19 protein-coding genes are annotated in these 23,237 nt (G+C 68.8%); 5 read left to right on the plus strand and 14 right to left on the minus strand.

What is annotated here, in order from left to right; all coding sequences use genetic code 11:
* Positions 1-66 precede the first annotated feature (66 nt).
* From J8I35_RS13655 to J8I35_RS13690, 8 genes are all read right to left on the minus strand, one after another.
* On the minus strand, positions 67-753 hold the full coding sequence (locus J8I35_RS13655) for a YafY family protein (RefSeq protein WP_006497518.1): 687 nt from the start codon (positions 751-753) through the stop codon (positions 67-69).
* Positions 754-826: 73 nt separating this feature from the next.
* A complete protein-coding gene (locus J8I35_RS13660; protein WP_006476880.1) occupies positions 827-1,231 on the minus strand; it encodes a hypothetical protein in 405 nt (134 codons plus the stop codon).
* 266 nt (positions 1,232-1,497) lie between these two features.
* Positions 1,498-2,799, minus strand: a complete 1,302-nt coding sequence (locus J8I35_RS13665; protein ID WP_050013791.1) for a class I SAM-dependent RNA methyltransferase — start codon at positions 2,797-2,799, stop codon at positions 1,498-1,500.
* Positions 2,800-2,962: 163 nt separating this feature from the next.
* On the minus strand, positions 2,963-5,092 hold the full coding sequence (locus J8I35_RS13670; protein ID WP_209925769.1) for a site-specific recombinase: 2,130 nt from the start codon (positions 5,090-5,092) through the stop codon (positions 2,963-2,965).
* Between the two features lie 485 nt (positions 5,093-5,577).
* Positions 5,578-6,291 (minus strand): PqiC family protein, encoded by a 714-nt coding sequence (locus J8I35_RS13675; RefSeq protein ID WP_050011800.1) that lies wholly within the window; start codon positions 6,289-6,291, stop codon positions 5,578-5,580.
* Positions 6,288-7,907: an MlaD family protein gene (locus tag J8I35_RS13680; protein WP_209925772.1), complete on the minus strand. Its 1,620-nt coding sequence runs from the start codon at positions 7,905-7,907 to the stop codon at positions 6,288-6,290. The genes J8I35_RS13675 and J8I35_RS13680 overlap by 4 nt, the downstream gene beginning before the upstream one ends.
* Positions 7,900-8,535 carry a paraquat-inducible protein A gene (locus tag J8I35_RS13685; protein WP_050011798.1) on the minus strand — a complete coding sequence of 212 codons (636 nt, stop codon included), beginning with the start codon at positions 8,533-8,535 and terminating at the stop codon, positions 7,900-7,902. Before J8I35_RS13685 ends, J8I35_RS13680 begins: the two co-directional genes overlap by 8 nt.
* A complete protein-coding gene (locus J8I35_RS13690; RefSeq protein WP_050011797.1) occupies positions 8,532-9,197 on the minus strand; it encodes a paraquat-inducible protein A in 666 nt (221 codons plus the stop codon). The genes J8I35_RS13685 and J8I35_RS13690 overlap by 4 nt, the downstream gene beginning before the upstream one ends.
* A gap of 259 nt (positions 9,198-9,456) precedes the next feature.
* Here J8I35_RS13690 and J8I35_RS13695 point away from each other — a divergent pair, with 259 nt between their 5' ends.
* From J8I35_RS13695 to J8I35_RS13710, 4 genes are all read left to right on the plus strand, one after another.
* On the plus strand, positions 9,457-10,017 hold the full coding sequence (locus tag J8I35_RS13695; RefSeq protein WP_209925773.1) for a cytochrome b: 561 nt from the start codon (positions 9,457-9,459) through the stop codon (positions 10,015-10,017).
* A gap of 8 nt (positions 10,018-10,025) precedes the next feature.
* A complete protein-coding gene (locus J8I35_RS13700) occupies positions 10,026-10,586 on the plus strand; it encodes a YceI family protein (RefSeq protein WP_006482463.1) in 561 nt (186 codons plus the stop codon).
* A 65-nt stretch (positions 10,587-10,651) separates the two neighbouring features.
* Positions 10,652-11,233, plus strand: coding sequence for a YceI family protein (locus J8I35_RS13705; protein ID WP_006476873.1), 582 nt, complete (start codon positions 10,652-10,654; stop codon positions 11,231-11,233).
* A 201-nt stretch (positions 11,234-11,434) separates the two neighbouring features.
* Positions 11,435-12,712, plus strand: a complete 1,278-nt coding sequence (locus tag J8I35_RS13710) for an MFS transporter (protein WP_209925774.1) — start codon at positions 11,435-11,437, stop codon at positions 12,710-12,712.
* An 18-nt stretch (positions 12,713-12,730) separates the two neighbouring features.
* Here the strand turns inward: J8I35_RS13710 and J8I35_RS13715 are convergent, their stop codons facing one another.
* The 6 genes from J8I35_RS13715 to queA all read right to left on the minus strand — a co-directional run bounded on the left by J8I35_RS13715 (position 12,731) and on the right by queA (position 20,625).
* The gene (locus J8I35_RS13715) at positions 12,731-14,275 is read right to left on the minus strand and encodes a S41 family peptidase (RefSeq protein WP_245170237.1); all 1,545 of its coding nucleotides are present in this window, start codon (positions 14,273-14,275) and stop codon (positions 12,731-12,733) included.
* 219 nt (positions 14,276-14,494) lie between these two features.
* The gene (gene secF / locus J8I35_RS13720; protein ID WP_050011793.1) at positions 14,495-15,445 is read right to left on the minus strand and encodes a protein translocase subunit SecF; all 951 of its coding nucleotides are present in this window, start codon (positions 15,443-15,445) and stop codon (positions 14,495-14,497) included.
* Positions 15,446-15,463: 18 nt separating this feature from the next.
* Entirely contained in the window at positions 15,464-17,485 is a 2,022-nt protein-coding gene (gene secD, locus J8I35_RS13725; protein WP_050011792.1) for a protein translocase subunit SecD, read from the minus strand.
* A 106-nt stretch (positions 17,486-17,591) separates the two neighbouring features.
* The gene (yajC, locus tag J8I35_RS13730; protein WP_006476868.1) at positions 17,592-17,915 is read right to left on the minus strand and encodes a preprotein translocase subunit YajC; all 324 of its coding nucleotides are present in this window, start codon (positions 17,913-17,915) and stop codon (positions 17,592-17,594) included.
* A gap of 245 nt (positions 17,916-18,160) precedes the next feature.
* A complete protein-coding gene (tgt, locus tag J8I35_RS13735; protein WP_209925775.1) occupies positions 18,161-19,360 on the minus strand; it encodes a tRNA guanosine(34) transglycosylase Tgt in 1,200 nt (399 codons plus the stop codon).
* Positions 19,361-19,557: 197 nt separating this feature from the next.
* Complete coding sequence (gene queA, locus J8I35_RS13740; protein ID WP_124637976.1) at positions 19,558-20,625, minus strand: tRNA preQ1(34) S-adenosylmethionine ribosyltransferase-isomerase QueA; 1,068 nt, start codon at positions 20,623-20,625, stop codon at positions 19,558-19,560.
* Between the two features lie 167 nt (positions 20,626-20,792).
* Between queA and recG the strand changes: the two genes are divergently transcribed.
* Complete coding sequence (gene recG, locus J8I35_RS13745; protein WP_209925776.1) at positions 20,793-23,105, plus strand: ATP-dependent DNA helicase RecG; 2,313 nt, start codon at positions 20,793-20,795, stop codon at positions 23,103-23,105.
* The last annotated feature ends 132 nt before the right edge of the window (positions 23,106-23,237 follow it).

Consider the following 23,237-nt stretch of genomic DNA (forward strand, 5'->3'; position numbering starts at 1 on the left):
GGGCCGGGCGCCACCTGGCGCCCGGCAAACGAAGGGGCGGCGGCGTGCGCCCGCCGCCTTGCCGCGTCAGCGCATCGGCGCTTCCGCGATCCGCATGTAGTCGGCGATCCGCCGGCCTTCCATGTCCGGAAACTGCTCGTGCACGGTGATGTCGCCCATCCGCGCGATGTCGAAGGTGCGGAAATCGTCGCGCAGCTCGCACCACGCGCCGATCGTCCAGCGCCCGCCCCAGTAGACGAGCCCGAGCGGCCACACGCGGCGCTGCGAATGCGCGCCGAGCCGGTCGCGATAGTCGAAGCTGACGATGTGGCGCGTGTCGATCGCCTGATGGATCGCGTCGACCTTCGCGCAAAACGTCTCGTCGATGTGGAACGACGGCGCGAATACGGGCAGCCGGTCGAGCGCCGTGCGCTTGTCGGCCGGCATCGCCGACGCGATCTTCGCGAGCGCCGAGCGCGCGCCGCTCGCGAAGCGCGCACCGCCCCAGGTCTCGAGCATGCGCGCGCCGGTGGCGAGCGCCGCCAGCTCCTCGGCCGTGAACGTGAGCGGCGGCAGGCTCGCGTTGCGGTTCAGCCGGTAGCCAATGCCGGCTTCCCCTTCGATCGGCACCCCTGACAGTTGCAGGTCGCGCACGTCGCGATAGACCGTGCGCGGCGACACCGACAGCCAGTCGGCCAGTTGCTGCGCGGTCGTGAGACGACGCCCGCGCAACAGCTCGGCGATCTGGAACAGGCGGTCGGCACGGCGGGTCATGACAGCACCTCGATTCCTCGGGCGACGGGGACTTCGCGATGATAGCGCCGCGCCGGCCCGCTGACCGCTGCGCTCAGTGGCATTTCGGCGCGTGCAGGCCGACGCGGTTGCCTTCCGTGTCGATCAGATAGCCGACGTAGCCGTAGTTGTTCGGCAGCTCGACGACCGAGCCCTGCACGACGCCGCCCGCGCGCTTCGCGCGTTCGAGCGCCGCGACGACCGATTCGCCGGCGTTCAGGTAGACGAGCACGCCGTTCGCGCTCGGCTTGATCTGCTGCGGATCGAACACGATGCTGCCGCCGGTGCTCGACGCGTCGCGATCGAACGTCGCCATCGGCACGCCGCCGATGACCGCGCGCTGCAACGTGGTTTGCAGCACGGTCTCGTAGAAGCGGATCGCGCGATCGAAATCGAGGGACGGAATGTCGAACCACGCGATCGCGCGTTCCGGGGTGGCAGTGGCAGTTGCAGACGTCATGACGAGCTCCTTGTTGTTCGGGTTCTTGATGGAAACCAGCCTTGCATTGCGCCGGGATTGCAGTGTGGCGGGGGGCTGCTGACAGCGTGCTGTCAGTAGTCATGGCGGTGCTGACAAAAGGCGGCGGTGGCGTCCGGTCGTGCGGGAGCGCCCGCGCGGATGGGAGGCGGCAGGGACGTGCAGGACGGCGGCGTAAAGAAAAACGCCCGGCGGGTGCCGGGCGTCGTCTGGTTGTCAGCAGGCGGCCGCAGCGGCCGGTTCGCGTGTCAGGCGTCGCCTTCCGGCGCGGCCGGGCGTGCCTTCACGCTGCCGGCGATCAGGTCGAAGCGGAACAGCCGGCATTCGAGCGCGCCGTTGAACAGCGGCGTCTTCGCCGATTCGCGCAGCCGCAACTGGCCCGGCAGCGAACGGTCGGACGTCAGCAGGAACGCCTGCCAGCCGGTGAAACGCTGCTTCAGCGCATCGCCGAGCGCGTTGAAGAACTCGCTGTCCGGCGCGTCGGTGTGCGTGCGCCGGAATGCGTCGTCGTTGCCGCGGTTGCGGCCGGTTTCGCGCACCTCGCCGCGCGCACTGCGGCCGCGCACTTCGATCCGCTCGCCGTACGGCGGGTTCGCGAGAAGGATGCCCGGCCCGTCGCACGGCGGCGTCATCCCGCGCGCGTCGACCTGCTTGAGCCACACCGACGGCACGCCGGCGCGCTCGAGGTTCGCGCGCGCCTTCTCGAGCATGTCGCCGGAAATGTCGCTGCCGTACACGCCGAGCGCGTCGCCGCGCTTGGCCCGTGCCGCGCGCTTCGCGTCGAGCGCCGGAACCTTCAGCCCCTGCCACGCGGTGATGTCGTACTGCTTGAGCTTTTCGAAGCCGAACCGGCGTTCGACGCCGGGCGCCACGCCGAGCGCGATCTGCGCGGCTTCCGCGAGGAACGTGCCGCTGCCGCACATCGGGTCGTACAGCGCGGTGCCGGGCGTCCAGCCCGTCAGGCGCAGGATGCCGGCCGCGAGGTTCTCGCGCAGCGGCGCCGCACCCTTGTCGAGACGCCAGCCGCGCTTGAACAGCGGCTCGCCCGACGTGTCGAGGTACAGCGTGCATTCGTTGACGGTCAGGAACGCGAACACGCGCACGTCCGGCGCCCCGGTGTCGATGCTCGGGCGCGAGCCGGTTTTCTCGCGCATCCGGTCGCAGATCGCATCCTTCACGCGCAGCGTCGTGAATTCGAGGCTTTTCAGCGGCGACTTGATCGCGGTGATGTCGATGCGCAGCGTCTGCGTCGACGCGAACCAGCGTTCCCACGGCTGCTCGAGCGCGAGCGCGTAGACGTCCTGCTCGTTGCGGTACGGGCCGTGCGCGATCTTCAGCAGGATCCGGCTCGCGATCCGCGAATGGAGGTTCGCGGCCATGCCGGCGGCCCAGCCGCCGCTGAAATGGACGCCGCCCGGCACCTGCGCGCCCGCGGTGAACGGCGCGCCGTTCAGGTGGCGGCCGGCGATTTCGGCCAGCTCGGCGGCAAGCGCCGCTTCGAGGCCGCGCGGGCAGGGGGCGAAGAATTCGAACAGGGTGGGCGAGGACATAAGGCGGGTGAGGACGTGCAAAAGTCCACTATTGTACGCGGCGCGGGCGACCGGGGCCGGCGTTTCGGCGCGGCGGCGCCGGCGCGGCCGCCGCTCGCGCGTGCCGGGCGGGCCGGGAAGGCGGCGAGGGGCGGCCGGGCACGCGCCGCCGCGCCGCCGCAGCTCAGTGCGCGCCCGGCTGGCCGGCGCGCGCGGCCGGGTGGGCCGCCGGCCAGAACAGCGCGAGCGGATTCGACAGCACCGTGCGGACGATCGCGGCGACGAGCGCGCGCACCTTGGTCGGGCGCAGGCTGCGCGAGCGCACGGCCATCGTGAACGCGAGCGCGAAGCTCACGAGCACGTTGAGGATCGCCATGCTCAGCACGCCCGCGCCGGCCCACCACAGCTCGGGCGTGCCGAGCGCACCCTTGCCCAGCACGCCGAGCGCGACCCCGATCGAGCCGGCCGACAGCGTCACGTGCCGCACCTCGAACGGGAACATGAACACGGTGACGATCGCCGGGACGAGGCCGAGCATCAGGCCGAGGCCGACGTTCGCGACCACGCCCGCGACGTTCGACCGGCAGAAGTGCGCGAGCTTCGCGGCGCCGGCCGCGCCGAGCGTCAGGCGCAGCCGGCGGTTGTACGTGATCGCGTCGCCGACCCGATGCAGCACGAACCAGTTGTCGGCCCAGCCCGCGAGCAGGCTCGACGCCCACAGCAGCACGCCGGTGAGCGCCGCATAGAACGGCGTCGGGCCCAGCAGCGAGAACGAGTGCAGCGTCGCGTGCGCCTTCTCCGGCGAGATCAGGTTCGCGTGCAGCACGTTGCTTGCGAACAACTGCACGAGCAGGCACACCGGCAGCACGACGAGCACGTTGCCGGAAATCGCGGCCGCCTGCGTGCGGATCAGCGCGATCACCGACCCGACGAACGCCTTCACGCCTTCGTCGTGGCCGGTGTCGTCGAGCTCGCGCGCGAGCGTCGGCGCGGTCATCGCGGGCTGCTTGGTCGCGAGCGTGAAGTGCAGGAAGTGCATCAGCATGAAGCTGGCCGCGTAGTTGACGCCCGCGAGCAGCCCTTCGAGCATCGACTGCAGGTGCGCGCCCGTGATCGCGAACTTCACGCACACGGTCGCGACGGTGACGAGGCCGCCGCCCGCGGCCATCCGCAGCATCTTCAGGTACTCGGCGCGGCCGCGCGAAATGTAGTGCTCGCCGGTGTCCGCGTTGGTCTCGACGAGCTTGCGCGCGAACAGCGAGAAGTTGCTGCGCACCAGATGCGCGACGCTCTGGCTGCTCTGGTTCGCGTCGACGAGTTCGGCGGTCAGGTGCGCCATCCCGCGCAGGTCGTCGCGCGCCATCCACGCGTTCAGCAGCATTTCCGCGCGCAGGATGCGCATGCGCATCCGCTCGACCTGGAACACGATGTCGACCGACACGCCGTTGCGGTACAGGTGCGCGAACACGTCGTCGACGGCGATCCGGCATTCGTCGAGCAGCACGCGCAGGTAGTTCACCTCGTGCAGCAGCTTGCTCGGGTCGCCGCCGTCCTCGACGGCCGCGTGCGCGGTCTCGACCGCGAGCATCGCGCGCGTGAGGCGGTAGAACGGCTGCGATTCGAGCGGCTGGCGTTCGAGCGGCTTGCGCGCGTCGTCGTCGGACAGCCGGCTGCGCACCGTCTGCGACAGGCCGGTCGAGCTGATCTGGCAGGTCAGGTTGTGCAGTGCGGCCAGCAGGTCGCGCGAGAACGAGCCGGGCTCGTGGCGTTCTTCGTCGGTGACGTCGAACGAAATCAGCTCGGCGATGCGCGCGAGCAGGTCATCGGGCAGCGCGTCGATCCATTTCGCGTCCTCGGGCGTCGGGAACATCAGCGTGAACAGCGCCGACAGCTCGCGGCGGTTCGGCGCGGGCGGGATCAGCGACGAGTCGATCCGCTCGAACAGCGCGCCGAAGAAGCCCGAATGCACGGGCATGCCGGCATCGCACAGCAGCGAGATGCCGTCGCACTCGCGCAGGATGCCGCGCAGGATGCGCGCCGCGTGCGCTTTCCACGCGGGGTTGCGATCGAGTACGTGGAACAGGTAGCGCAGCCGCGCATGGGCCGGATACGCGCGGGTGTCGGCGTCGCGCTCGGCCGGCGCCTCCTGCACGGTGCCGTTGCGGCGCAGCCAGTGCGCGAGCTCGATCAGCCATTCGCTGCGCTCGGCGTACGATGCGTCGGCATCGGCATTGGCGAGCAGCGCATCGAGCTGGTGACCGGCATTGCGCGACGCGCGCCACTTCTTGATCAGGGTCGTCAGGGAACGAAACATAAACGGAATAGCGAAAGCCCGGGACGGGCGGGTTCGGGATGCCGGCCGGGGAAACGGCGCGGCGCCGGTGAGAACGGGTAAGACGGGGCCGGTGGCCGGACGATGCGCGGCAACCCGCGATGCGCTGCCCCGCCGCGGTGCACGCGGTTCGCGTGCGGGCGCCGGGAGGCACGGCGGTCGGGTCGAACGCGGCCCGGCGCCGCTGACTGGCGCGCACGACGAACGGCGCGAGCCTGAAAGTGCGTAGGATCGTCAATCGGGCCGGAAAACGCAAGCCGACCGCATTGCATGGCGCGGGGTTCCGGCGGCTTTTGACAAAGAATGTCATGGCCGTCCGGCCGATGCGCGCGGTGCGCGAGGCCGGCTGCTGCGGCGTGCTGCTCGCGTTCGGCTTTCCGCGTGTGCGACTGGATGCGCCGCGCGATTCGACACCGCGCACGCGAACGCCGTATCGAACGTTCGCGTGCGCGCCGTCGGCGGTTCGCTTATGCGCCGGACTTGCCCGTCGCGCCGGCGTCGCCGCCGGCCGTCGGGTTGGCCGGGCACGGCACGACCGGCGCGGCGGCCGTCTTGCCGCCGGGCGCGGCCGCCGCGCCGCGGCGGGCGGCCATCGCACGCACGGCGTCCGCGGCCTGCGCGGCAATCACGTCGAGCGCGCGCCGGTGGCCGGCGACGAGCGCGTCGTAGCCGTCCGCGACCGGTTCCGCGACGCTCGTGCGGCAGGTCATCACGGCCTGCGAGGCCAGCGAGCGCACGCTCCAGACGGCGTCGATCGCCGCGCGCTTGCCCGGCCACGACTCGAAGCGCTGCACGTTCACGCTGATGCGGTACACGGGCACGCCGGCCGGATACGCGGAATTCGCGACGTCGATCGTGCCCAGCTGCGCGGCCAGATCGTCCGACAGCGCGCGGCGGATCTCGTCGGCGGGCGGCGACGCCCAGCGTTCCTGCTCGAGCACGTCGACCTGCGCGGCGTTCTTCTGCACGACCAGCTGGCTCTTCGCGACCTGCTCGGGCACGCCGACCGACGGCACCTCGATCAGGAACGCCGGGTTGGCCGGTGCGGTGCGCAGCGGCGCCGCGGCGTCGGCCGGGCTGAGCGTGTAGAACCGCGCGGGCGGCGAGCTGCACGCGGCGAGCGCGAGTGCGGCGAAGACTGCCGCCGCGCCGCTCGCGAAACCGTTCACGCGTGTCGTCATTGTTTATCTCCTGGCTTGCCCTTGAGCAGCGATTCGGGGTGGCGCTCCAGATAATCGGCGAGCGCGTTCAGCGATTGCAGCGTGCGCGTGAGCTCCTTCAGCGCGCCGCGCACGTCGGACTGCAGCGGCGAATCCTGCTGCAGCGTCGCTTCGGCGGTCGAGAAGGTCTGCTTCGCGGCCGACAGCGTGTCGCGCGCTTCCGGCGCGACCTGCGTGTCGAGCTGCTTGAACAGCTTGTCGGCGTTCGACAGCGCACTGTTCAGGTTCGCGCCGATCTGGTCGAACGGCACCTTGTCGAGCTTCTTCGCGATGTCGGCGACCTGCAGCTGCAGCTCGTCGAGCGTGTTCGGCACGGTCGGCAGCTCGAGCGGCTGGCGGGCCGTGTCGATCTTCACGGCCGGCGCCTTCGGGAAGAAGTCGAGTGCGACGTACAGCTGGCTCGTCAGCAGGTTGCCGGTGCGCAGCTGGCCGCGCAGCCCGTGCCGGACGAGCCGCTCGACGATCTCGCGCCGCGCCGGTTCGCCCTTGCTCTCGATCGTCTCGCGGAAGCGGCGGCCGAGGCGTTCCGGATACACGTTGATCGTCACCGGCATCAGGAAGTTCTTCGTCTTCGGATCGAAGTCGATGCCGATGTTCGTCACTTCGCCGAGCACGATGCCGCGGAAATCGACCGGCGCGCCGACGGCGAGCCCGCGCAGCGACTGGTTGAAGTTCATCACGACCTGCAGCGGCTGGCCGTCCGGGTCGCGCATCGCGTCGCCCTCGTCGGAGCCGAGACGGAACGTCGTGTTGTTCGGCGCGGTCGTGCCGGTGCCCTGGTTCGGCGGCGTCTGGAACGCGATGCCGCCGAGGATCACGGTCGCGAGCGACTGCGTGTTCAGCTTCAGGCCGCTCGAATCGAGCCGCAGATCGACGCCGCTCGCCTGCCACCAGCGCGTGTTCAGCCCGACGTACTGGTCGTACGGCGCATTGACGAACACGTTGAACGTCACGCCGGTGCCGTCCTTGTCGAGCGAGAAGCCGACCACCTGGCCGACCTGCACGCGGCGGTAGTAGACCGGCGAGCCGATGTCGACCGAGCCGAGCGAATCGCCGCGCAGCACGTACTGCGTGCCTTTCTGGTCGCCCGTGACGGCGGGCGGCGTCTCGAGGCCGGTGAAGTCGGTCAGCGTGTCCTGGCCGTGACCCGCGTCGACGCCGATGTACGCGCCGGACAGCAGCGTGCCGAGCCCCGACACGCCGGTCGCGCCGACGCGCGGCCGCACGATCCAGAAGCGCGAGCCCTTGACCGCGAAATCCTCGGCCTCCTTCTTGAGCTGCACCTGGACCAGCACGCGCGACAGGTCTTTCGACAGCTTGATCGTCTTGACCGTGCCGATCTCGACGTCCTTGTACTTGACCTGGGTCTTGCCCGGCTCGAGCCCTTCGGCGCTATGGAAGCTGATCGTGATTTCCGGGCCGCGCTCGCGCACGGACTTGATCACGAGGCCGATGCCGATCAGCGCGGCGATCAGCGGCACGAGCCAGACGAGCGACGGCAGCCAGCCGCTTTTCGTCGAGATCGTCGGATCGGGCGGCCGGGGCGCGTCGTGCTGCGGGCCTTGTGGACTATTCATGGTGATTCCCTGAGGTTTCGACTGGATCCCAGATCAGGCGGGGATCGAACTGCATCGACGCGAGCATCGTCAGGATCACGACCGAGCCGAACGCGAGCGCGCCGGGGCCGGCCGTGATGACGGCGAGCGAACGGAAATGGACGAGCGCGACGGTCAGCGTCACGACGAAGATGTCGAGCATCGACCAGCGGCCGATGCGCTCGACGATCCGGTAGAGGCGCGTGCGCTGCAGCGGCCGCCACGCGGCGCGGCGCTGCGCGCTGGTGACGAGGATCGTCAGCACACCGAGCTTGAGCATCGGCACGAGGATGCTGGCGACGAACACGACGACGGCGAGCGGCCAGTCCCCGGACGTCCAGAAATAGATGACGCCGCTCATGATCGTGTCCTGCTGCGACCCGACGATCGACGACGTGCGCATGATCGGCAGCAGGTTCGCCGGAATGTAGAGGATCGCGGCTGCGAGCAGCAGCGCCCACGTGCGCATGATGCTGTTCGGCGTGCGCACGTGCAGCGCGCTGCCGCAGCGCGCGCAATGCGCGTGCGGCTGGTCGATCGTCTGCACGAGCCCGCACGCGTGGCAGCTGGCATAGCCCTCGCGGGCGGCGGTCGGCGTGGGGCGCGTCATCGGCGGGGCGCGTCCGGCAGCGGCGCGGCGGGGTCGGGCCGCCCGGGCGTGCGGCCGGCGCGCAGGTCGTCGGCGATGTCCCACACCGTGCGCGGGTCGAACATCAGCACGACGGCGGTCATCAGCGTGAGCGCGCCGAACGCGAACAGCGCCGCGTCGGGCACGACGCGCGCGAGGCTCACCATCTTCACGATCGTGACCACGATGCCGAGCATGAACACCTCGATCATCCCCCACGGCCGCACGAACTGGATCGTGCGCAGCACGAGGTTGAGGCCGGGCGGCACGACGCCGCGGCGGAGCGGCAGCAGCACGTAAAGCAGCGCGGCCATCTCGACGAGCGGGAACAGCACGGTCGAGCAGAACACCATCACGCCGACGATCGCCATGTCCTGATGCCACAGCGTGTCGATCGCGCCGATCAGTGTCGTCTGCACGCGCGTGCCGTTCAGGTCCATTTCGAGGATCGGGAACGTCTGCGCGATGATGAACGTGACGAGCGCCGCGACCGCGAGCGCGGTGATGCGCTCGATCTGCGTGGTGCTGTTGCGATAGAGCAGCGCGTCGCAGCGCGGACAGCGCGCGATCTCGCGGCCGGCGAGGCGCGGTTTATGCAACAGTGCGTCGCATTCGTGGCAGGCAATCAGGTCGTATCGTTGCATGGAAAAGGCGGTGTCGCGACGGCCGGGGGAACGCGTCGACGGGGCCGGAACCCGCGCCAATCTTACCAAAAGGGCTTTTTCGGTGGGTCAAGGATCGTGCGTTGCGTGACCGGTCGGTAACATGGCGGGAAGCCGTCAGCCGGCTGGCGCGCCTGTCCTCAGAGTCCGCGCGCGTCAAAAGGTTGCGGTAGCATGGCGCCCTTGACGTGCGTCGGACGAATTGACCGGCGCAGCCGTTCGCTGAACTGAGGAACCCAAGATGGCATCGAAATCGCCGCCGGCCGTGCCGGCACGCTACGCGCACACCGCGATCGCACTGCACTGGCTGATCGCGCTGCTGATCGTCTGCGGCTTCGCGCTCGGCTGGGTGATGACGGACATCCCCGGCTTCACGCCGACCAAGCTGAAGTACTTCTCGTGGCACAAGTGGATCGGCGTGACGGTGTTCGCGCTGGCCGTCGTGCGCGTGCTGTGGCGGGCGACCCACGTGCCGCCGCCGCTGCCGGGCAACACGCCGGCGTGGCAGCGCGCGGCGTCGCACGGCGTGCACATGCTGCTGTACGTGCTGATGATCGTGATCCCGGCGACGGGCTACCTGTACAGCTCGGCGTCGAACATCCCGGTCGTCTATCTCGGCATCGTGCCGCTGCCGCGCCTGATCGACCCCGATCCGGCGCTCAAGGAAACCTTCAAGACGCTGCACGTGTCTTTGAATTACATTCTGCTTGCGCTCGTCGCGACGCACGTGCTCGCGGCGCTCAAGCACCAGCTGTTGGACCGCGACGGCCTGTTGTCGCGCATGCTTCCCTTTGCCAAATGAAGGATCCCATGAAAGTGTCTTTCTCCCGCTCCATGCTGACCGCGTTCGCCGCGGCGGCGCTTGTCGCGTCGGGCGCGGCGCATGCCGACGTCGATCTCGCGAAGAGCAAGGTGTCCGCCGTGTCGAAGCAGATGAACGTGCCGACCGAAGGCGCGTTCAAGAAGTTTTCCGCGCAGGTGAAGTTCGACCCGGCGAAAGCGGCGCAGGGCAGCGCGCAAATGACGATCGACGTCGCGAGCTTCGACCTCGGCGACAAGATGTACAACGACCAGGTCGCCGGCAAGGACTGGTTCGACGCGAAGACCTATCCGCAGGCGACCTTCGTGTCGTCGGCGATCGCGCCGGCCGGCGGCAACAAGTACAACGTGACCGGCAAGCTGACGATCAAGGGCAAGGCCGAGACCGTCACGGTGCCCGTCACGGTCGCGCAGAACGGCGCGACGCAGACGTTCGACGGCGTACTGCCGATCAAGCGTTCGGCCTTCAACGTCGGCACCGGCGAGTGGAAGGACACGTCGATCGTCGCGGACGAAGTGCAGATCAAGTTCCATCTCGTTGCCACGAAGTAAGCGGCGGGTTGCCGCGTCAACTGAATGCCGCGCGAGGGCGCGGCGCCGTTCCCAGGAGAAAAAGTTTGAAAAAGCATCTGATCATCGCCGCCGGCGCGCTGGCCGCTTCGCTGTCGTTCTCGGCCTTCGCCGAAAGCGCGACCTACCAGTTCGACCCGAGCCACACGTACCCGAGCTTCGAGGCTGACCACTTCGGCGGCCTGTCGGTCTGGCGCGGCAAGTTCGACAAGTCGAGCGGCACCGTGACGCTCGATCGCGCGGCGAAGACCGGCACGGTCGACGTGACGACCGACATCGCGTCGATCCACACGGGCAGCGCGAAGCTCGACGAGCACCTGCAGACGGCCGAATTCTTCGATGCGGCGAAGTTCCCGCAGGCGAACTACAAGGGCACGATCAAGTTCGACGGCGACAAGCCGGTGTCGGTGGTCGGCAACCTGACGCTGCATGGCGTCACGAAGCCGCTGACGCTGAAGATCGATTCGTTCAAGTGCATGCCGCACCCGATGCTCAAGCGTGAAGTGTGCGGCGTCGACGCGGTCGGCGAATTCAGCCGCGACGATTTCGGCCTCGACTACGGCAAGCAGTACGGCTTCAAGATGAAGACGAAGCTGCTGATCACGGCCGAAGCGGTCAAGCAGCAGTAAGATTCGCTGGCGAGGCCGGCCGTCGCGCCGGCCGCCGCGGGCCAACCGCCGCGCTCCCGTTACCGGGGCGCGGCGGTTTTTTTGCGCGCCTATAATCGCCCGAGCGCCGCATGTGGCCAAGCGGATCGCGCAGCGCCGGGCAGGCCGACGGCGCGACGGCGGCCGCCCCGAACAGAACGTACAACGACAAGGAGATCGCCGATGCATGCCGTCACGCAGTCCAGCTACATTGCCTCGTCGCCGCGCGTGTGGCGCGCGGTGGTCGCCGCATCGATCGGCAACGCGCTCGAGTGGTTCGATCTCGTCGTCTACGGCTTTTTCGCGGTGACGATCTCGAAGCTGTTCTTCCCGGCCGGCAGCGACACCGTGTCGCTGCTGCTCACGCTCGGCACGTTCGGCGTGTCGTTCTTCATGCGCCCGCTCGGCGCGATCGTGCTCGGCGCGTATGCCGACCGCGCGGGCCGCAAGGCCGCGCTCACGCTGTCGATCCTGCTGATGATGGCCGGCACGCTGATCATCGCGGTGCTGCCGACCTACGGGACGATCGGCGTCGCCGCGCCGCTGATCCTCGTCGCCGCGCGGCTGATGCAGGGCTTCTCGGCCGGCGGCGAGTTCGGCAGCGCGACCGCGTTCCTCGCCGAGCACGTGCCGGGCCGGCGCGGCTTCTTCGCGAGCTGGCAGGTCGCGAGCCAGGGGCTCACGACACTGCTCGCCGCGGGCTTCGGCACCGTGCTGAACGCGCAACTCACGGCCGACCAGATGGCGTCGTGGGGCTGGCGCGTGCCGTTCTTCTTCGGGCTGTTGCTCGGGCCGGTCGCGTACTACATCCGCACCAAGGTCGACGAGACGCCCGAATTCCTCGCGGCCGAAGGCACCGCGAACCCGCTGCGCGATACGTTCGCGACGCACAAGGCGCGTCTCGTGGCCGCGATGGGCGTGGTCGTGCTCGGCACCGTCGCGACCTATCTCGTGCTGTTCATGCCGACCTACGGCGTGAAGCAGCTCGGCCTCGCGCCGTCCGCCGCATTCGCCGCGATCCTCGTGGTCGGCGTGATCCAGATGGCGTTCGCGCCGCTCGTCGGCCACTGGTCGGATCGTTACGGCCGCGTGCGCGTGATGATCGCGCCGGCCGTCGGCATTCTCGTGCTGATCTACCCGGCGTTCGCGTATCTCGTCGCGCATCCGGGCTTCGGCACGCTGATCGCGCTGCAGGTGCTGCTCGCGTTCCTGATGACCGGCTACTTCGCGGCGCTGCCGGGGCTGTTGTCCGAAGTGTTCCCGGTGCAGACGCGCACGACCGGGATGTCGCTCGCGTACAACGTCGCGGTGACGATCTTCGGCGGCTTCGGGCCGTTCATCATCGCGTGGCTGATCCGCGAGACGGGGATGAAGACCGCGCCGAGCTTCTACCTGATGTTCGCGGCCGTGCTGAGCCTCGCGGCGCTGGTCGTGCTGCGGCGGCGGTTCGGGTTTCGGTGAAACGGGGCGGGCGGCGCGTCAGTTGTCGCCGCGCTCGCATACCGGCTGCGCCGGCATCAATTGCGCGGGCGCGGCGATGGTCCGCACCGGGCGGCCGGCGAGCGCATTGAGCGCCTGCCGGAGCTGCCAGTCCGCGGCCGTGCCGAAGGCGCGCTGCGGCAGCGCCGCGCTCCTTGCCGTATCGACCTTCGCGCGCACGCGCTCGTCGCGCCGCCTCTGCCGCGCCTTGCGCACCTGCGCGAACGGATCGGGCGCTTGCCGGTCCGCGTACGGCGCGCGCGAGAGATCGACTTCGCGATACCACAGCAACACGCCGTCGACGTCCGCATCTTGGCGCGGCGGCACGAGCCAGTTCGGCACGACGCCGTAACCATCCATCGGGCAGCCGTTCGGCCGCAGGTTGCGCGCGAACGTGAAATTCAGGCGCGTGCCGTCGATCAGGTCGACGCCCGTCTGCGCGAGCCCTTTCCCGTAGGTCGGCATGCCGAGCAGTTGCGCGCGGCCGAGATCCTTCAGCGCCGCCGCGGTTGCTTCGGCGGCCGACGCGCTCTGCCCGTCGACGAGCACGACGAGCGGCACGGTGTGCCACCAGTCGTCGGCCTGCAGCGGCGCGAGCGGATCCTGCCCGCGCATGACGGGCAGTTCGTAGTCGGGCCAGTTGGTCGTGTAGCGGCGGCGGTGCGTGCCGTCGCGCTCGACCGTCACCATCGCGGTGCGGTCGCGTCCCGCGAACAGTGCGGTGATGCCGATCGCCGCATTGAGCGCGCCGCCGCCGTTGATGCGCAGGTCGAGGATCAGCTGTTTCACCGGCGGGCCCGCGCGGCGCGCGGCCTGCACCGCGTCGATATAGTCGCCGACCGCCGGCTCCGGGAAGCTCGACAGCCGCGTGTACAGGACGTCGCCGTCGAGCCGCTTCGCGGTCGCCGGATGCGGTTTGACGATCGCGCGCACGGGCGCGAAGCTCAGCACCGCATGCGTCGGGCCGCGCTGCACCGTGAGCTTCAGCGGCACGCCCGCGTCGCCCTTCGTGAGCTTCGTCAGCGCGCTGCCGTCGAGGCCGACGACGCTCTTGTCGTTCATCGCGACGACGAGATCGTCGGGCCGCACGCCGGCCTTTTCGGCCGGCGCATCGGGAATCACGTCGATGATGTGCAGCCCGTCGGGCCGCGTCTCGAACACGATCCCGATGCCCGGCGTGCCGTCGCGCGCGCGCCGCTCGTCGTCGCGCCGTTCCTGCTCTTCCTTCGCGTTGAAGAAGCGCGCGTACGGCAGCGTCTTGATGCCTTCGTGGGTGGCGGCGTCGAGTAGCGCGCCGATGTCGACGTCGGTCAGGTGTTGCCGCTTCAGCACTTCGACGGCCGCCTTCAGTTCGCACAGTTGCCGCTCCCAGTCGGGCGGGCAGGGCGACGGCGGTTGGGTGGCGGGCACCGAAGCGGCGGCGGGTGAAGCGGCAGGCAGCGAAGCGGCGGGCGGCGCGGATGTCGGTTGCGCACCGACGAGCGGCGCATACGGGAACGTGGCCGCGGCGGCTGAGCAGACGACGAGGCGACGAACGACAGGCATGGGAAGCATCATCGGAACCGCACGTTCGGACGGGTGACGAGGGGGCTTGCCCGGTTCACGCGCGCGGCCGGCATGCGGCGGGGCAGGGCGGTGACGATTGTAGCCGACGCCCGCGACGGCGCCGATCGAGCCGTTTGCGTGCCGCTCGGCGGCGGCCCGCCCATAAAAAAACCGGCCCAAACGGGCCGGTTTTGCTTCGATGCCGAAACGGCGTGGCGCTCAAACCTGCGCGCCCGCGTTCGGATCGTCCGGATCGTGCGCGGTCTTCTTGTCCTTGATCAGGTCTTCGCGCTTGATGCCGAGCCACATCGCGAGCGAGCCCGCGACGAACACCGACGAGTAGATGCCGAACATGATGCCGACCGTCAGCGCGAGCGCGAAGTAGTGCAGCGTCGGGCCGCCGAAGAAGAACATCGACAGCACCATCATTTCCGTCGACGTGTGCGTGATGATCGTGCGCGACATCGTGGTCGTGATCGCGTGGTTGATCACTTCCTGCACGCTCATCTTGCGTTCGCGGCGGAACGTTTCCCGGATCCGGTCGAAGATGACGACCGACTCGTTGACCGAGTAGCCGAGCACCGCGAGGATCGCCGCGAGCACCGCCAGCGAGAACTCCCACTGGAAGAACGCGAAGAAGCCGAGAATGATCACGACGTCGTGCAGGTTGGCGATGATGCCCGCCACCGCGTACTTCCATTCGAAGCGGAACGACAGGTAGATCACGATGCCGATCACGACGCACGCGAGCGCGAGCAGCCCGTCGGTCGCGAGCTCGCGGCCGACCTGCGGGCCGACGAACTCGACGCGCTGCAGCGTGACGTCCGGGCTCTGCGCCTTCAGCGCGCCCATCACCTGGTCGCTCTGCTGCGCGGACGTGAGGCCTTCCTTCAGCTGCAGGCGGATCAGCACGTTGCGCGACGTGCCGAAGTTCTGCACCTGCGCGTCGGCGTAGCCGAGCTTGCCGAGCGTCGCGCGCACGGGCTCGAGCTCCGCGGCCTGCTGGTACTGCACCTCGATCACCGTCCCGCCGGTGAATTCGACGGACAGGTGCAGCCCGCGGTGGAACAGGAAGAACACGGCGGCGAGGAACGTGACCAGCGAGATCACGTTGAACACCAGCGCGTGCCGCATGAACGGAATGTCTTTACGGATGCGGAAAAATTCCATGGTTTCGTCTCCGGGGCCTTATTGGGTCGAGCCCGGTTTCTTCGGCGACACGCGTTGCTGCGCACGGTTGCGCAACTGCGGCTTGCCGGCGCGCGGCACGTTGCCCTTCGCCGGGGCGGCGAGCTTCGCGGCGCGCGCGGTGTCGGTCGATTCGTCCGCGTCGGTGAACGACGCGGCGGCCGCCGCGCCTTCCGGCTTCCACACCTGGCCGATCGCGAGCGACTTCAGTTTCTTGCGGCCGCCGTACCAGAGGTTGACGATCCCGCGCGAGAAGAACACCGCGGAGAACATCGACGTCAGGATGCCGAGGCAGTGCACGATCGCGAACGCGCGAACCGGGCCCGAGCCGAACGCGAGCAGCGCGAGGCCGGCGATCAGCGTCGTGACGTTCGAGTCGAGAATCGTCGCCCATGCATGCGCGTAGCCGGCCTGGATCGCGAGCTGCGGCGGCTGGCCGGCGCGCAGTTCTTCACGCACGCGCTCGTTGATCAGCACGTTCGAGTCGATCGCCATACCGAGCGCGAGCGCGATGGCCGCGATACCGGGCAGCGTCAGCGTCGCCTGCATCAGCGACAGCACGGCGACGAGCAGCAGCAGGTTCACCGACAGGCCGATCACCGACACCACGCCGAACAGCATGTAGTACGCGATCATGAACACGGCGATCGCGCAGAAGCCCCAGATCACCGAGTGGATGCCCATCTTGATGTTGTCCGCGCCGAGGCTCGGGCCGATCGTGCGTTCCTCGATGATGTCCATCGGCGCGGCGAGCGAACCGGCGCGCAGTAGCAGCGCGAGGTCGGCCGCGGCCTGCGGCGTCGGTTGGCCCGTGATCTGGAAGCGGTCGCCGAGTTCGGACTGGATCGTCGCGACCGTCAGCACTTCGCCCTTGCCCTTCTCGAACAGCACCATCGCCATCGGCTTGCCGATGTTCTCGCGCGACACCGTGCGCACCGCGCGGCCACCCGCGGAATCGAGGCGGATGTTGACCGACGGACGCTGGTGTTCGTCGAAGCCGGCCGATGCGTCGATGATGCGGTCGCCGGTGAAGATCACGTCCTTCTTCAGCAGCACGGGCGCCTGGTTGCCTTGCGTGAACAGCTCCTCGCCCGGCGGCACGGGGTCGTTCGGGTTCGGGTGCGTGTTGATCGGGTCGGCGAGGCGCGCCTCGAGCGTCGCGGTGCGGCCGATGATGTCCTTCGCCTTCGCGGTGTCCTGCACGCCCGGCAGTTCGACGACGATGCGGTCGCTGCCTTGCTGCTGCAGGATCGGCTCGGACACGCCGAGCTCGTTCACGCGGTTGTGGAGCGTCGTCAGGTTCTGCTTGAGCGCGGCGTCCTCGACGGCCTTCTGCACGGCCGGCGTGAACGTGCCGACGACTTGCGTGCCGCCGCCGCCGGGCTGGGTCGCCCATTGCAGCTCGGTGATCGACGCGGCGAGCACCTTGCGGGCGTCTTCCGCCGTCTGCGCGTCGCTGAAGTTGACGACCACGGACTGCTCGACGCGGCTCACGCCGCCGTCGCGGATGTTCTTGTCGCGCAGCAGCGTGCGCGCGTCGGACGCGTCGGAGTCGAGCTTCTTCGTGAGCGCGCCCGTCATGTCGACCTGGAGCAGGAAGTGCACACCGCCGCGCAGGTCGAGGCCGAGATACATCGGCAGCGCGTGCAGCGCGGTCAGCCAGCGCGGCGACGCGCTCTGCAGGTTCAGTGCGACGACGTACTGCGGATCGTTCGGGTCGGTGTTCAGCGATTTCTGCAGCAGGTCCTTGACGCGCAGCTGCGTATCGGTGTCCTTCAGGCGCACGCGGATGTTCGCGCCGGTCGCCGTGTTCTCGAAGGTGATGTCGTCCGGCTTGATCTGCGCGGACGCGAGCGCCGATTCGACCTGGGTCAGCGTGGTCGAGTCGAGCTTGACCGTGGCCTTGCCGCTCGACACCTGCACCGCCGGCGCTTCGCCGAAGAAGTTGGGCAATGTGTACAGAAGGCCGATGGCGAGCGCCACGACCATCACGACATATTTCCAGAGTGGGTAACGATTCATGAGGGGGCCGAACGGGTGGTTGGCGTGAAAGCGTCGCGTCCGGCGCCGCGGCGGCCCGCTCTCTCAGGCGGGCACGTCGCGGGGAGCCGGACGCTCGGTGTAAGCCTTACAGCGACTTGATCGTGCCCTTCGGCAGGATGGTCGTGACGGCAGCCTTCTGCACGGTGATTTCGGTGCCTTCGGCGATTTCGACGCCGATGTAGCCTTCGGTGACCTTCGTCACCTTGCCGACGAGGCCGCCGCTCGTGACGACTTCGTCGCCCTTCGCCATGGCCGCGAGCATGTTGCGGTGTTCCTTCTGGCGCTTCATCTGCGGACGAATCATGATGAAGTACAGCACCGCGAACATCAGGATGAGCGGCAGGAAGCTCATCAGGCTCGATTCGGCGCCACCGGCACCTTGCGCGAAGGCATTGGAAATGAACGGCACGTTGGTCTCTCCGTAGGGGAAGATCGAAAAATAAGCCGGTTATTCTACCACCGGCCCCATGCGCAAACGGCGCAGCAAATGCGCTTGCGGATCAAGCTGTTAAAGCATGATCCGATACCGTTGCGACTTATCTGGAAAGGCAATTGTAATGTTTGGCGGCCCCGTCCGGCGGTTGGATCGGGTTTTTTGGTGCGTGTCCCATTGGATACGGCTTTCTTTTAGGTCGTGTCCTATGGGGCGGCCCGTCAGTCGACCCCTCTGGCCCGATCCTCCGCGAAGCGCTGCCGGAATGCGTCGAACGTATGCGTTTCGATCGCGTCGCGGATCTCGCTCATCAGCTGCAGGTAGTAGTGCAGGTTGTGGATCGTGTTCAGCTGTGCGCCGAGGATCTCGCCGACCCGGTGCAGGTGATGCAGGTAGCCGCGCGAGAAATTCTGGCAGGTGTAGCACGAGCAGGTCGAATCGAGCGGCTTCAGCGAATTCTTGTGCGTTGCGTTGCGGATCTTCACGTCGCCGAAGCGCGTGAAGAGCCAGCCGTTGCGCGCGTTGCGGGTCGGCATCACGCAGTCGAACATGTCGATGCCGTTCGCGACGCCCTCGACCAGGTCCTCCGGCGTGCCGACGCCCATCAGGTAGTGCGGCTTGTTGGCCGGCAGCTTCGGGCCCACGTGGCGCAGCACGCGCATCATGTCTTCCTTCGGCTCGCCCACCGACAGCCCGCCGATCGCGAGGCCGTGGAAGCCGAGTTCGGCGAGACCCGCGAGCGATTCGTCGCGCAGGTCCTCGAACATCCCGCCCTGGACGATCCCGAACAGCGCGTTCGGGTTGCCGAGTCGGTGGAACTCGTCGAGCGAGCGCTTCGCCCAGCGCAGCGACATGCGCATCGAGTCGGCCGCTTCCTTGTGCGTGGTCGGCACGCCGTTGGTCGCGTACGGCGTGCATTCGTCGAACTGCATCACGATGTCCGAGTTCAGCACCTTCTGGATCTGCATCGACACTTCCGGCGACAGGAACAGCTTGTCGCCGTTGATCGGCGACGCGAACGTGACGCCGTCCTCGGTGATCTTGCGCAGGTCGCCGAGCGAGAACACCTGGAAGCCGCCCGAGTCGGTCAGGATCGGCTTGTTCCAGCCCATGAAGCCGTGCAGGCCGCCGTGCGCGTCGATCGTGTCGAGGCCCGGGCGCAGCCACAGGTGGAACGTGTTGCCGAGGATGATCTGGGCCTTGATCTCGTGCAGCTCGCGCGGCTGGATCGCCTTCACGGTGCCGTACGTGCCGACCGGCATGAAGATGGGCGTCTCGACCGTGCCGTGATTGAGCTTCACGCGGCCGCGGCGCGCGTGGCCGTCGGTCGTCAGCAGTTCGAATTCGAGCCCGTTGGCGGGGCGGTCCTGCACGGGGGCGCTCGGACGAGCGTGCGTATCGTGGGATGAGCCTTCGGTCATCGCGTCATTCTCCTTGCCACCGAAGAACAGTTCGGCGCATGTTGGAAACACCGCCGGGCAGCCGGCGGCGGGGAAAGCGGGTGCGCGCCATCGTAGCGCGTACGGCGGGAAAACGGGGTAACAGCGCGAGGCGCGACCGCGCGGCGCGCAACGGCTGCTGGCAATCGCAGGCCGGTGCGTGATCGTGCCCGCCGCGCTTACGCGCCCGGCGCCTCCGGCGTGTCGCGCCGCGTGAGCAGCATCGCGTCGCCGTAGCTGAAGAACCGGTAGCGTTCGGCGATCGCGTGCCGGTACGCGGCGCGGATCGTCTCGACGCCCGCGAACGCGGACACCAGCATCAGCAGCGTCGATTTCGGCAGGTGGAAATTCGTGACGAGCCGGTCGACCACGCGGAAACGGTAGCCGGGCGTGATGAAGATGTCGGTTTCGGCCTGCGTCGCCGCGAGCGCGCGGCCCGCTTCGTCGGCACTGCGCGCCGCGGCTTCGAGCGCGCGCATCGACGTCGTGCCGACCGCGATCACGTTGCCGCCGCGTGCGCGGGTCGCGGCGATCCTGTCGACGAGCGACTGCGGCAGGTCGTACCACTCGCTGTGCATCTTGTGCTCGGCGATGTTGTCGACGCGCACCGGCTGGAACGTGCCGGCGCCGACGTGCAGCGTCAGCGTCGCGCGCTCGACGCCCATCGCGTCGAGCTTCTCCAGCAGCGGCTGATCGAAATGCAGCCCGGCCGTAGGCGCTGCGACCGCGCCCGGATTGCTCGCGTAGACAGTCTGGTAGCGCGTTTCGTCGGTCGCGTCGGGATCGTGCTCGATATACGGCGGCAGCGGCAGGCGGCCGTACTGTTCGATCAGGTCCAGGCACGGCGCGGGGAAGTGCAGCGTGAAGAACGGCTCGACGCGCTCGCCGACCGTCACGTCGAACGCGTCGGCCAGACGCAGCGTCGTGCCGGCGCCCGGCGACTTGCTCGCGCGGATCTGCGCGAGCGCCGTGTGCGTGCCGGTCACGCGCTCGATCAGTACCTCGATCTTGCCGCCGCTGGCCTTCTGGCCGAAGAAACGCGCCTTCAGCACCTTGGTATCGTTGAACACGAGCAGGTCGCCGGGCGCGATGCACGACGGCAGCTCGGCGAAATGGCGGTCGACGAGGCGTGCGGGCTCGACGGTGCGATCCACCTCGAGCAGGCGGCTCGCGGTGCGATCGGGCAGCGCGGTTTGTGCAATCAGCTCGGGCGGCAGATTGAAATCGAAATCGGAAAGCGTGAACATGCGGGCTGGTTCGAAGCGGCCGGCGGGCGTCGCCGGCAGGGCGGAAACGCGTAATTGGGGCGCGCGAGCCGCTATGATGACGGGATGCGCGGCCTGGCCGGCGTCGTTCGTTCGGACGACGTGAAAGCCGCTATTGTACTTGCCTTGCGAAGCACCCAGACGATCCGATGCCTGTGTCACCACGCCGTTCCCCCGCTGCCGTTGCCGATTCCGCCGATCCGTTCGACGCGGACGATGCCGCCACGCCCGCGCCGGCCGCATCGGGCCCCGGCGCCCGCCGCACCGGCCCGAAGCGCGGCGCCGACGGCCGGCTCGCGCAGCCCGCGGCCGCCGCGCCCGACGTCGACGGCGCCGCCGCGAGCGACGAAGCCGGCGCGGCCGGTGCGAAGCGCAAGAAAAAGGCAGTCGCCGACAAGCCGGTGAAAACCGCCGACAAGCTCGCGAAGCTCGGCCTCACGCGTTCGATCGATCTCGTGCTGCACCTGCCGATGCGCTATGAGGACGAAACCACGCTCACGCCGATCGGCGAACTGCTGCCGGGCGGCATCGCGCAGACCGAAGGCGTCGTGTTCGACAACGAGGTCACATTCCGGCCGCGCCGCCAGCTCGTCGTGAAGATCCAGGACGACGACGGCGAGCAGCTCGTGCTGCGCTTTCTGAATTTCTACGGGTCGCAGGTCAAGCAGATGGCCGTCGGCCAGCGGCTGCGCGTGCGCGGCGACGTGCGCGGCGGCTTCTTCGGGATGGAAATGGTGCATCCGGCCGTGCGCGTCGTCGAAGCCGACGCACCGCTGCCGCAGGTGCTCACGCCCGTCTATCCGAGCACGGCCGGCGTGTCGCAGGCGTATCTGCGCAAGGCGATCGAGAACGCGGTCGAACGCACGCCGCTGCCCGAACTGCTGCCGCCCGAGATCCAGCGCGATTACCTGAAGCCGCTCGACGTGCCGTCGCTCGAGCAGGCCGTGCGCATCCTGCACCACCCGCGCGTCGATTCGGACGAAGCCGCGCTGATGGACGGCTCGCATCCTGCGTGGACGCGCATCAAGTTCGAGGAGCTGCTCGCGCAGCAGCTGTCGCTGAAGCGGGCGCACGAGGAGCGCCGCACGCGCGCCGCGCCCGCGATGCCGCGCCGCACCGCGACCGATGCCGACGCACTGACCACGCGCTTTTACGCGGCGCTGCCGTTCACGCTGACGGGCGCGCAGGCGCGCGTCGTCGACGAGATCGCGCACGACCTCACGCTCGCGCACCCGATGCAGCGGCTGCTGCAGGGCGACGTCGGCAGCGGCAAGACGGTCGTCGCGGCGCTGGCCGCCACGCAGGCGATCGACGCCGGCTACCAGGCCGCGCTGATGGCCCCGACCGAAATCCTCGCGGAACAGCACGCGCGCAAGCTGCGCGCATGGCTCGAGCCGCTCGGCGTCACGGTGGCGTGGCTCGCGGGCAGCCTGAAAGCGAAGGAGAAACGCGCGGCGATCGAGGCGGCCGCGCTCGGCACCGCGCAGCTCGTGATCGGCACGCACGCGATCATCCAGGACACGGTCGAATTCGCGCGGCTCGGCCTCGTGATCGTCGACGAGCAGCACCGCTTCGGCGTCGAGCAGCGTCTCGCGCTGCGCGCGAAGGCCGCGAATGCGGCCAACGGCGCGCGCGACTTCCAGCCGCACCAGCTGATGATGTCGGCCACGCCGATTCCGCGCACGCTCGCGATGACGTACTACGCGGATCTCGAGGTGTCGACGATCGACGAGCTGCCGCCGGGTCGCACGCCGGTGCTGACGCGGCTGGTGGGCGACGCGCGGCGCGACGAGGTGATCGCCCGCGTGCGCGAGGCCGCGCTGACCGGGCGCCAGGTGTACTGGGTGTGCCCGCTGATCGAGGAGAGCGAGACGCTGCAACTGCAGACGGCCGTCGAAACCTACGAGACGCTGGCCGCGGCGCTGCCCGAGTTGAAGGTCGGCCTCGTGCATGGCCGGCTGTCGCCGGCCGACAAGGCGGCCGTGATGGACGCGTTCACGCGCAACGAAGTGCAGCTGCTGGTTGCGACGACCGTGATCGAGGTCGGCGTCGACGTGCCGAACGCGTCGCTGATGGTCATCGAGCACGCGGAGCGTTTCGGCCTCGCGCAGCTGCACCAGTTGCGCGGCCGCGTCGGGCGCGGCACCGCGGCGTCGGTGTGCGTGCTGCTGTACACCGGGCCGCTGTCGATCGCGGGCCGCGAGCGGTTGAAGACGATGCGCGAGACGACCGACGGCTTCGAGATCGCGCGGCGCGACCTCGAAATCCGCGGCCCCGGCGAATTCCTCGGCGCGCGCCAGTCGGGCGCGGCGATGCTGCGCTTCGCGAACCTCGAGACCGACGGCTGGCTGATCGATCCGGCCCGCGAGGCCGCCGCGCGGCTGATTGCCGCGTATCCGGAGGTCGTCACCCAGCATCTCGCGCGCTGGCTCGGCGCGCGCGAGCAGTACCTGAAAGCCTGATCGACCGGCCTGGGGGCCGGATCGAAAGCCGCCACGAAAGCCGCCACTCGACGCATCGCGATGCAGAGAAACTTGGCGAACCGGTGCCAACCGGTGTATAAATTAAACCTATCGCCTGTATATCCCTGATTG

The sequence above is a fragment of the Burkholderia sp. CpTa8-5 genome, assembly GCF_017815045.1.
Classification (GTDB): Bacteria; Pseudomonadota; Gammaproteobacteria; order Burkholderiales; family Burkholderiaceae; genus Burkholderia; species Burkholderia sola.

What these genes read in the sequence shown, in the direction of transcription:
- J8I35_RS13670 (WP_209925769.1), bottom strand. Translation starts at nt 5,092, where the DNA reads ATGTTTCGTTCCCTGACGACCCTGATCAAGAAGTGGCGCGCGTCGCGC.
- J8I35_RS13700 (WP_006482463.1), top strand. Translation starts at nt 10,026, where the DNA reads ATGAAAGTGTCTTTCTCCCGCTCCATGCTGACCGCGTTCGCCGCGGCG.
- secF (WP_050011793.1), bottom strand. Translation starts at nt 15,445, where the DNA reads ATGGAATTTTTCCGCATCCGTAAAGACATTCCGTTCATGCGGCACGCG.
- J8I35_RS13680 (WP_209925772.1), bottom strand. Translation starts at nt 7,907, where the DNA reads ATGAATAGTCCACAAGGCCCGCAGCACGACGCGCCCCGGCCGCCCGAT.
- secD (WP_050011792.1), bottom strand. Translation starts at nt 17,485, where the DNA reads ATGAATCGTTACCCACTCTGGAAATATGTCGTGATGGTCGTGGCGCTC.
- J8I35_RS13715 (WP_245170237.1), bottom strand. Translation starts at nt 14,275, where the DNA reads ATGCCTGTCGTTCGTCGCCTCGTCGTCTGCTCAGCCGCCGCGGCCACG.
- tgt (WP_209925775.1), bottom strand. Translation starts at nt 19,360, where the DNA reads ATGACCGAAGGCTCATCCCACGATACGCACGCTCGTCCGAGCGCCCCC.
- J8I35_RS13675 (WP_050011800.1), bottom strand. Translation starts at nt 6,291, where the DNA reads ATGACGACACGCGTGAACGGTTTCGCGAGCGGCGCGGCGGCAGTCTTC.
- J8I35_RS13660 (WP_006476880.1), bottom strand. Translation starts at nt 1,231, where the DNA reads ATGACGTCTGCAACTGCCACTGCCACCCCGGAACGCGCGATCGCGTGG.
- J8I35_RS13685 (WP_050011798.1), bottom strand. Translation starts at nt 8,535, where the DNA reads ATGACGCGCCCCACGCCGACCGCCGCCCGCGAGGGCTATGCCAGCTGC.
- J8I35_RS13665 (WP_050013791.1), bottom strand. Translation starts at nt 2,799, where the DNA reads ATGTCCTCGCCCACCCTGTTCGAATTCTTCGCCCCCTGCCCGCGCGGC.
- recG (WP_209925776.1), top strand. Translation starts at nt 20,793, where the DNA reads ATGCCTGTGTCACCACGCCGTTCCCCCGCTGCCGTTGCCGATTCCGCC.
- J8I35_RS13655 (WP_006497518.1), bottom strand. Translation starts at nt 753, where the DNA reads ATGACCCGCCGTGCCGACCGCCTGTTCCAGATCGCCGAGCTGTTGCGC.
- J8I35_RS13710 (WP_209925774.1), top strand. Translation starts at nt 11,435, where the DNA reads ATGCATGCCGTCACGCAGTCCAGCTACATTGCCTCGTCGCCGCGCGTG.
- queA (WP_124637976.1), bottom strand. Translation starts at nt 20,625, where the DNA reads ATGTTCACGCTTTCCGATTTCGATTTCAATCTGCCGCCCGAGCTGATT.
- J8I35_RS13690 (WP_050011797.1), bottom strand. Translation starts at nt 9,197, where the DNA reads ATGCAACGATACGACCTGATTGCCTGCCACGAATGCGACGCACTGTTG.
- J8I35_RS13695 (WP_209925773.1), top strand. Translation starts at nt 9,457, where the DNA reads ATGGCATCGAAATCGCCGCCGGCCGTGCCGGCACGCTACGCGCACACC.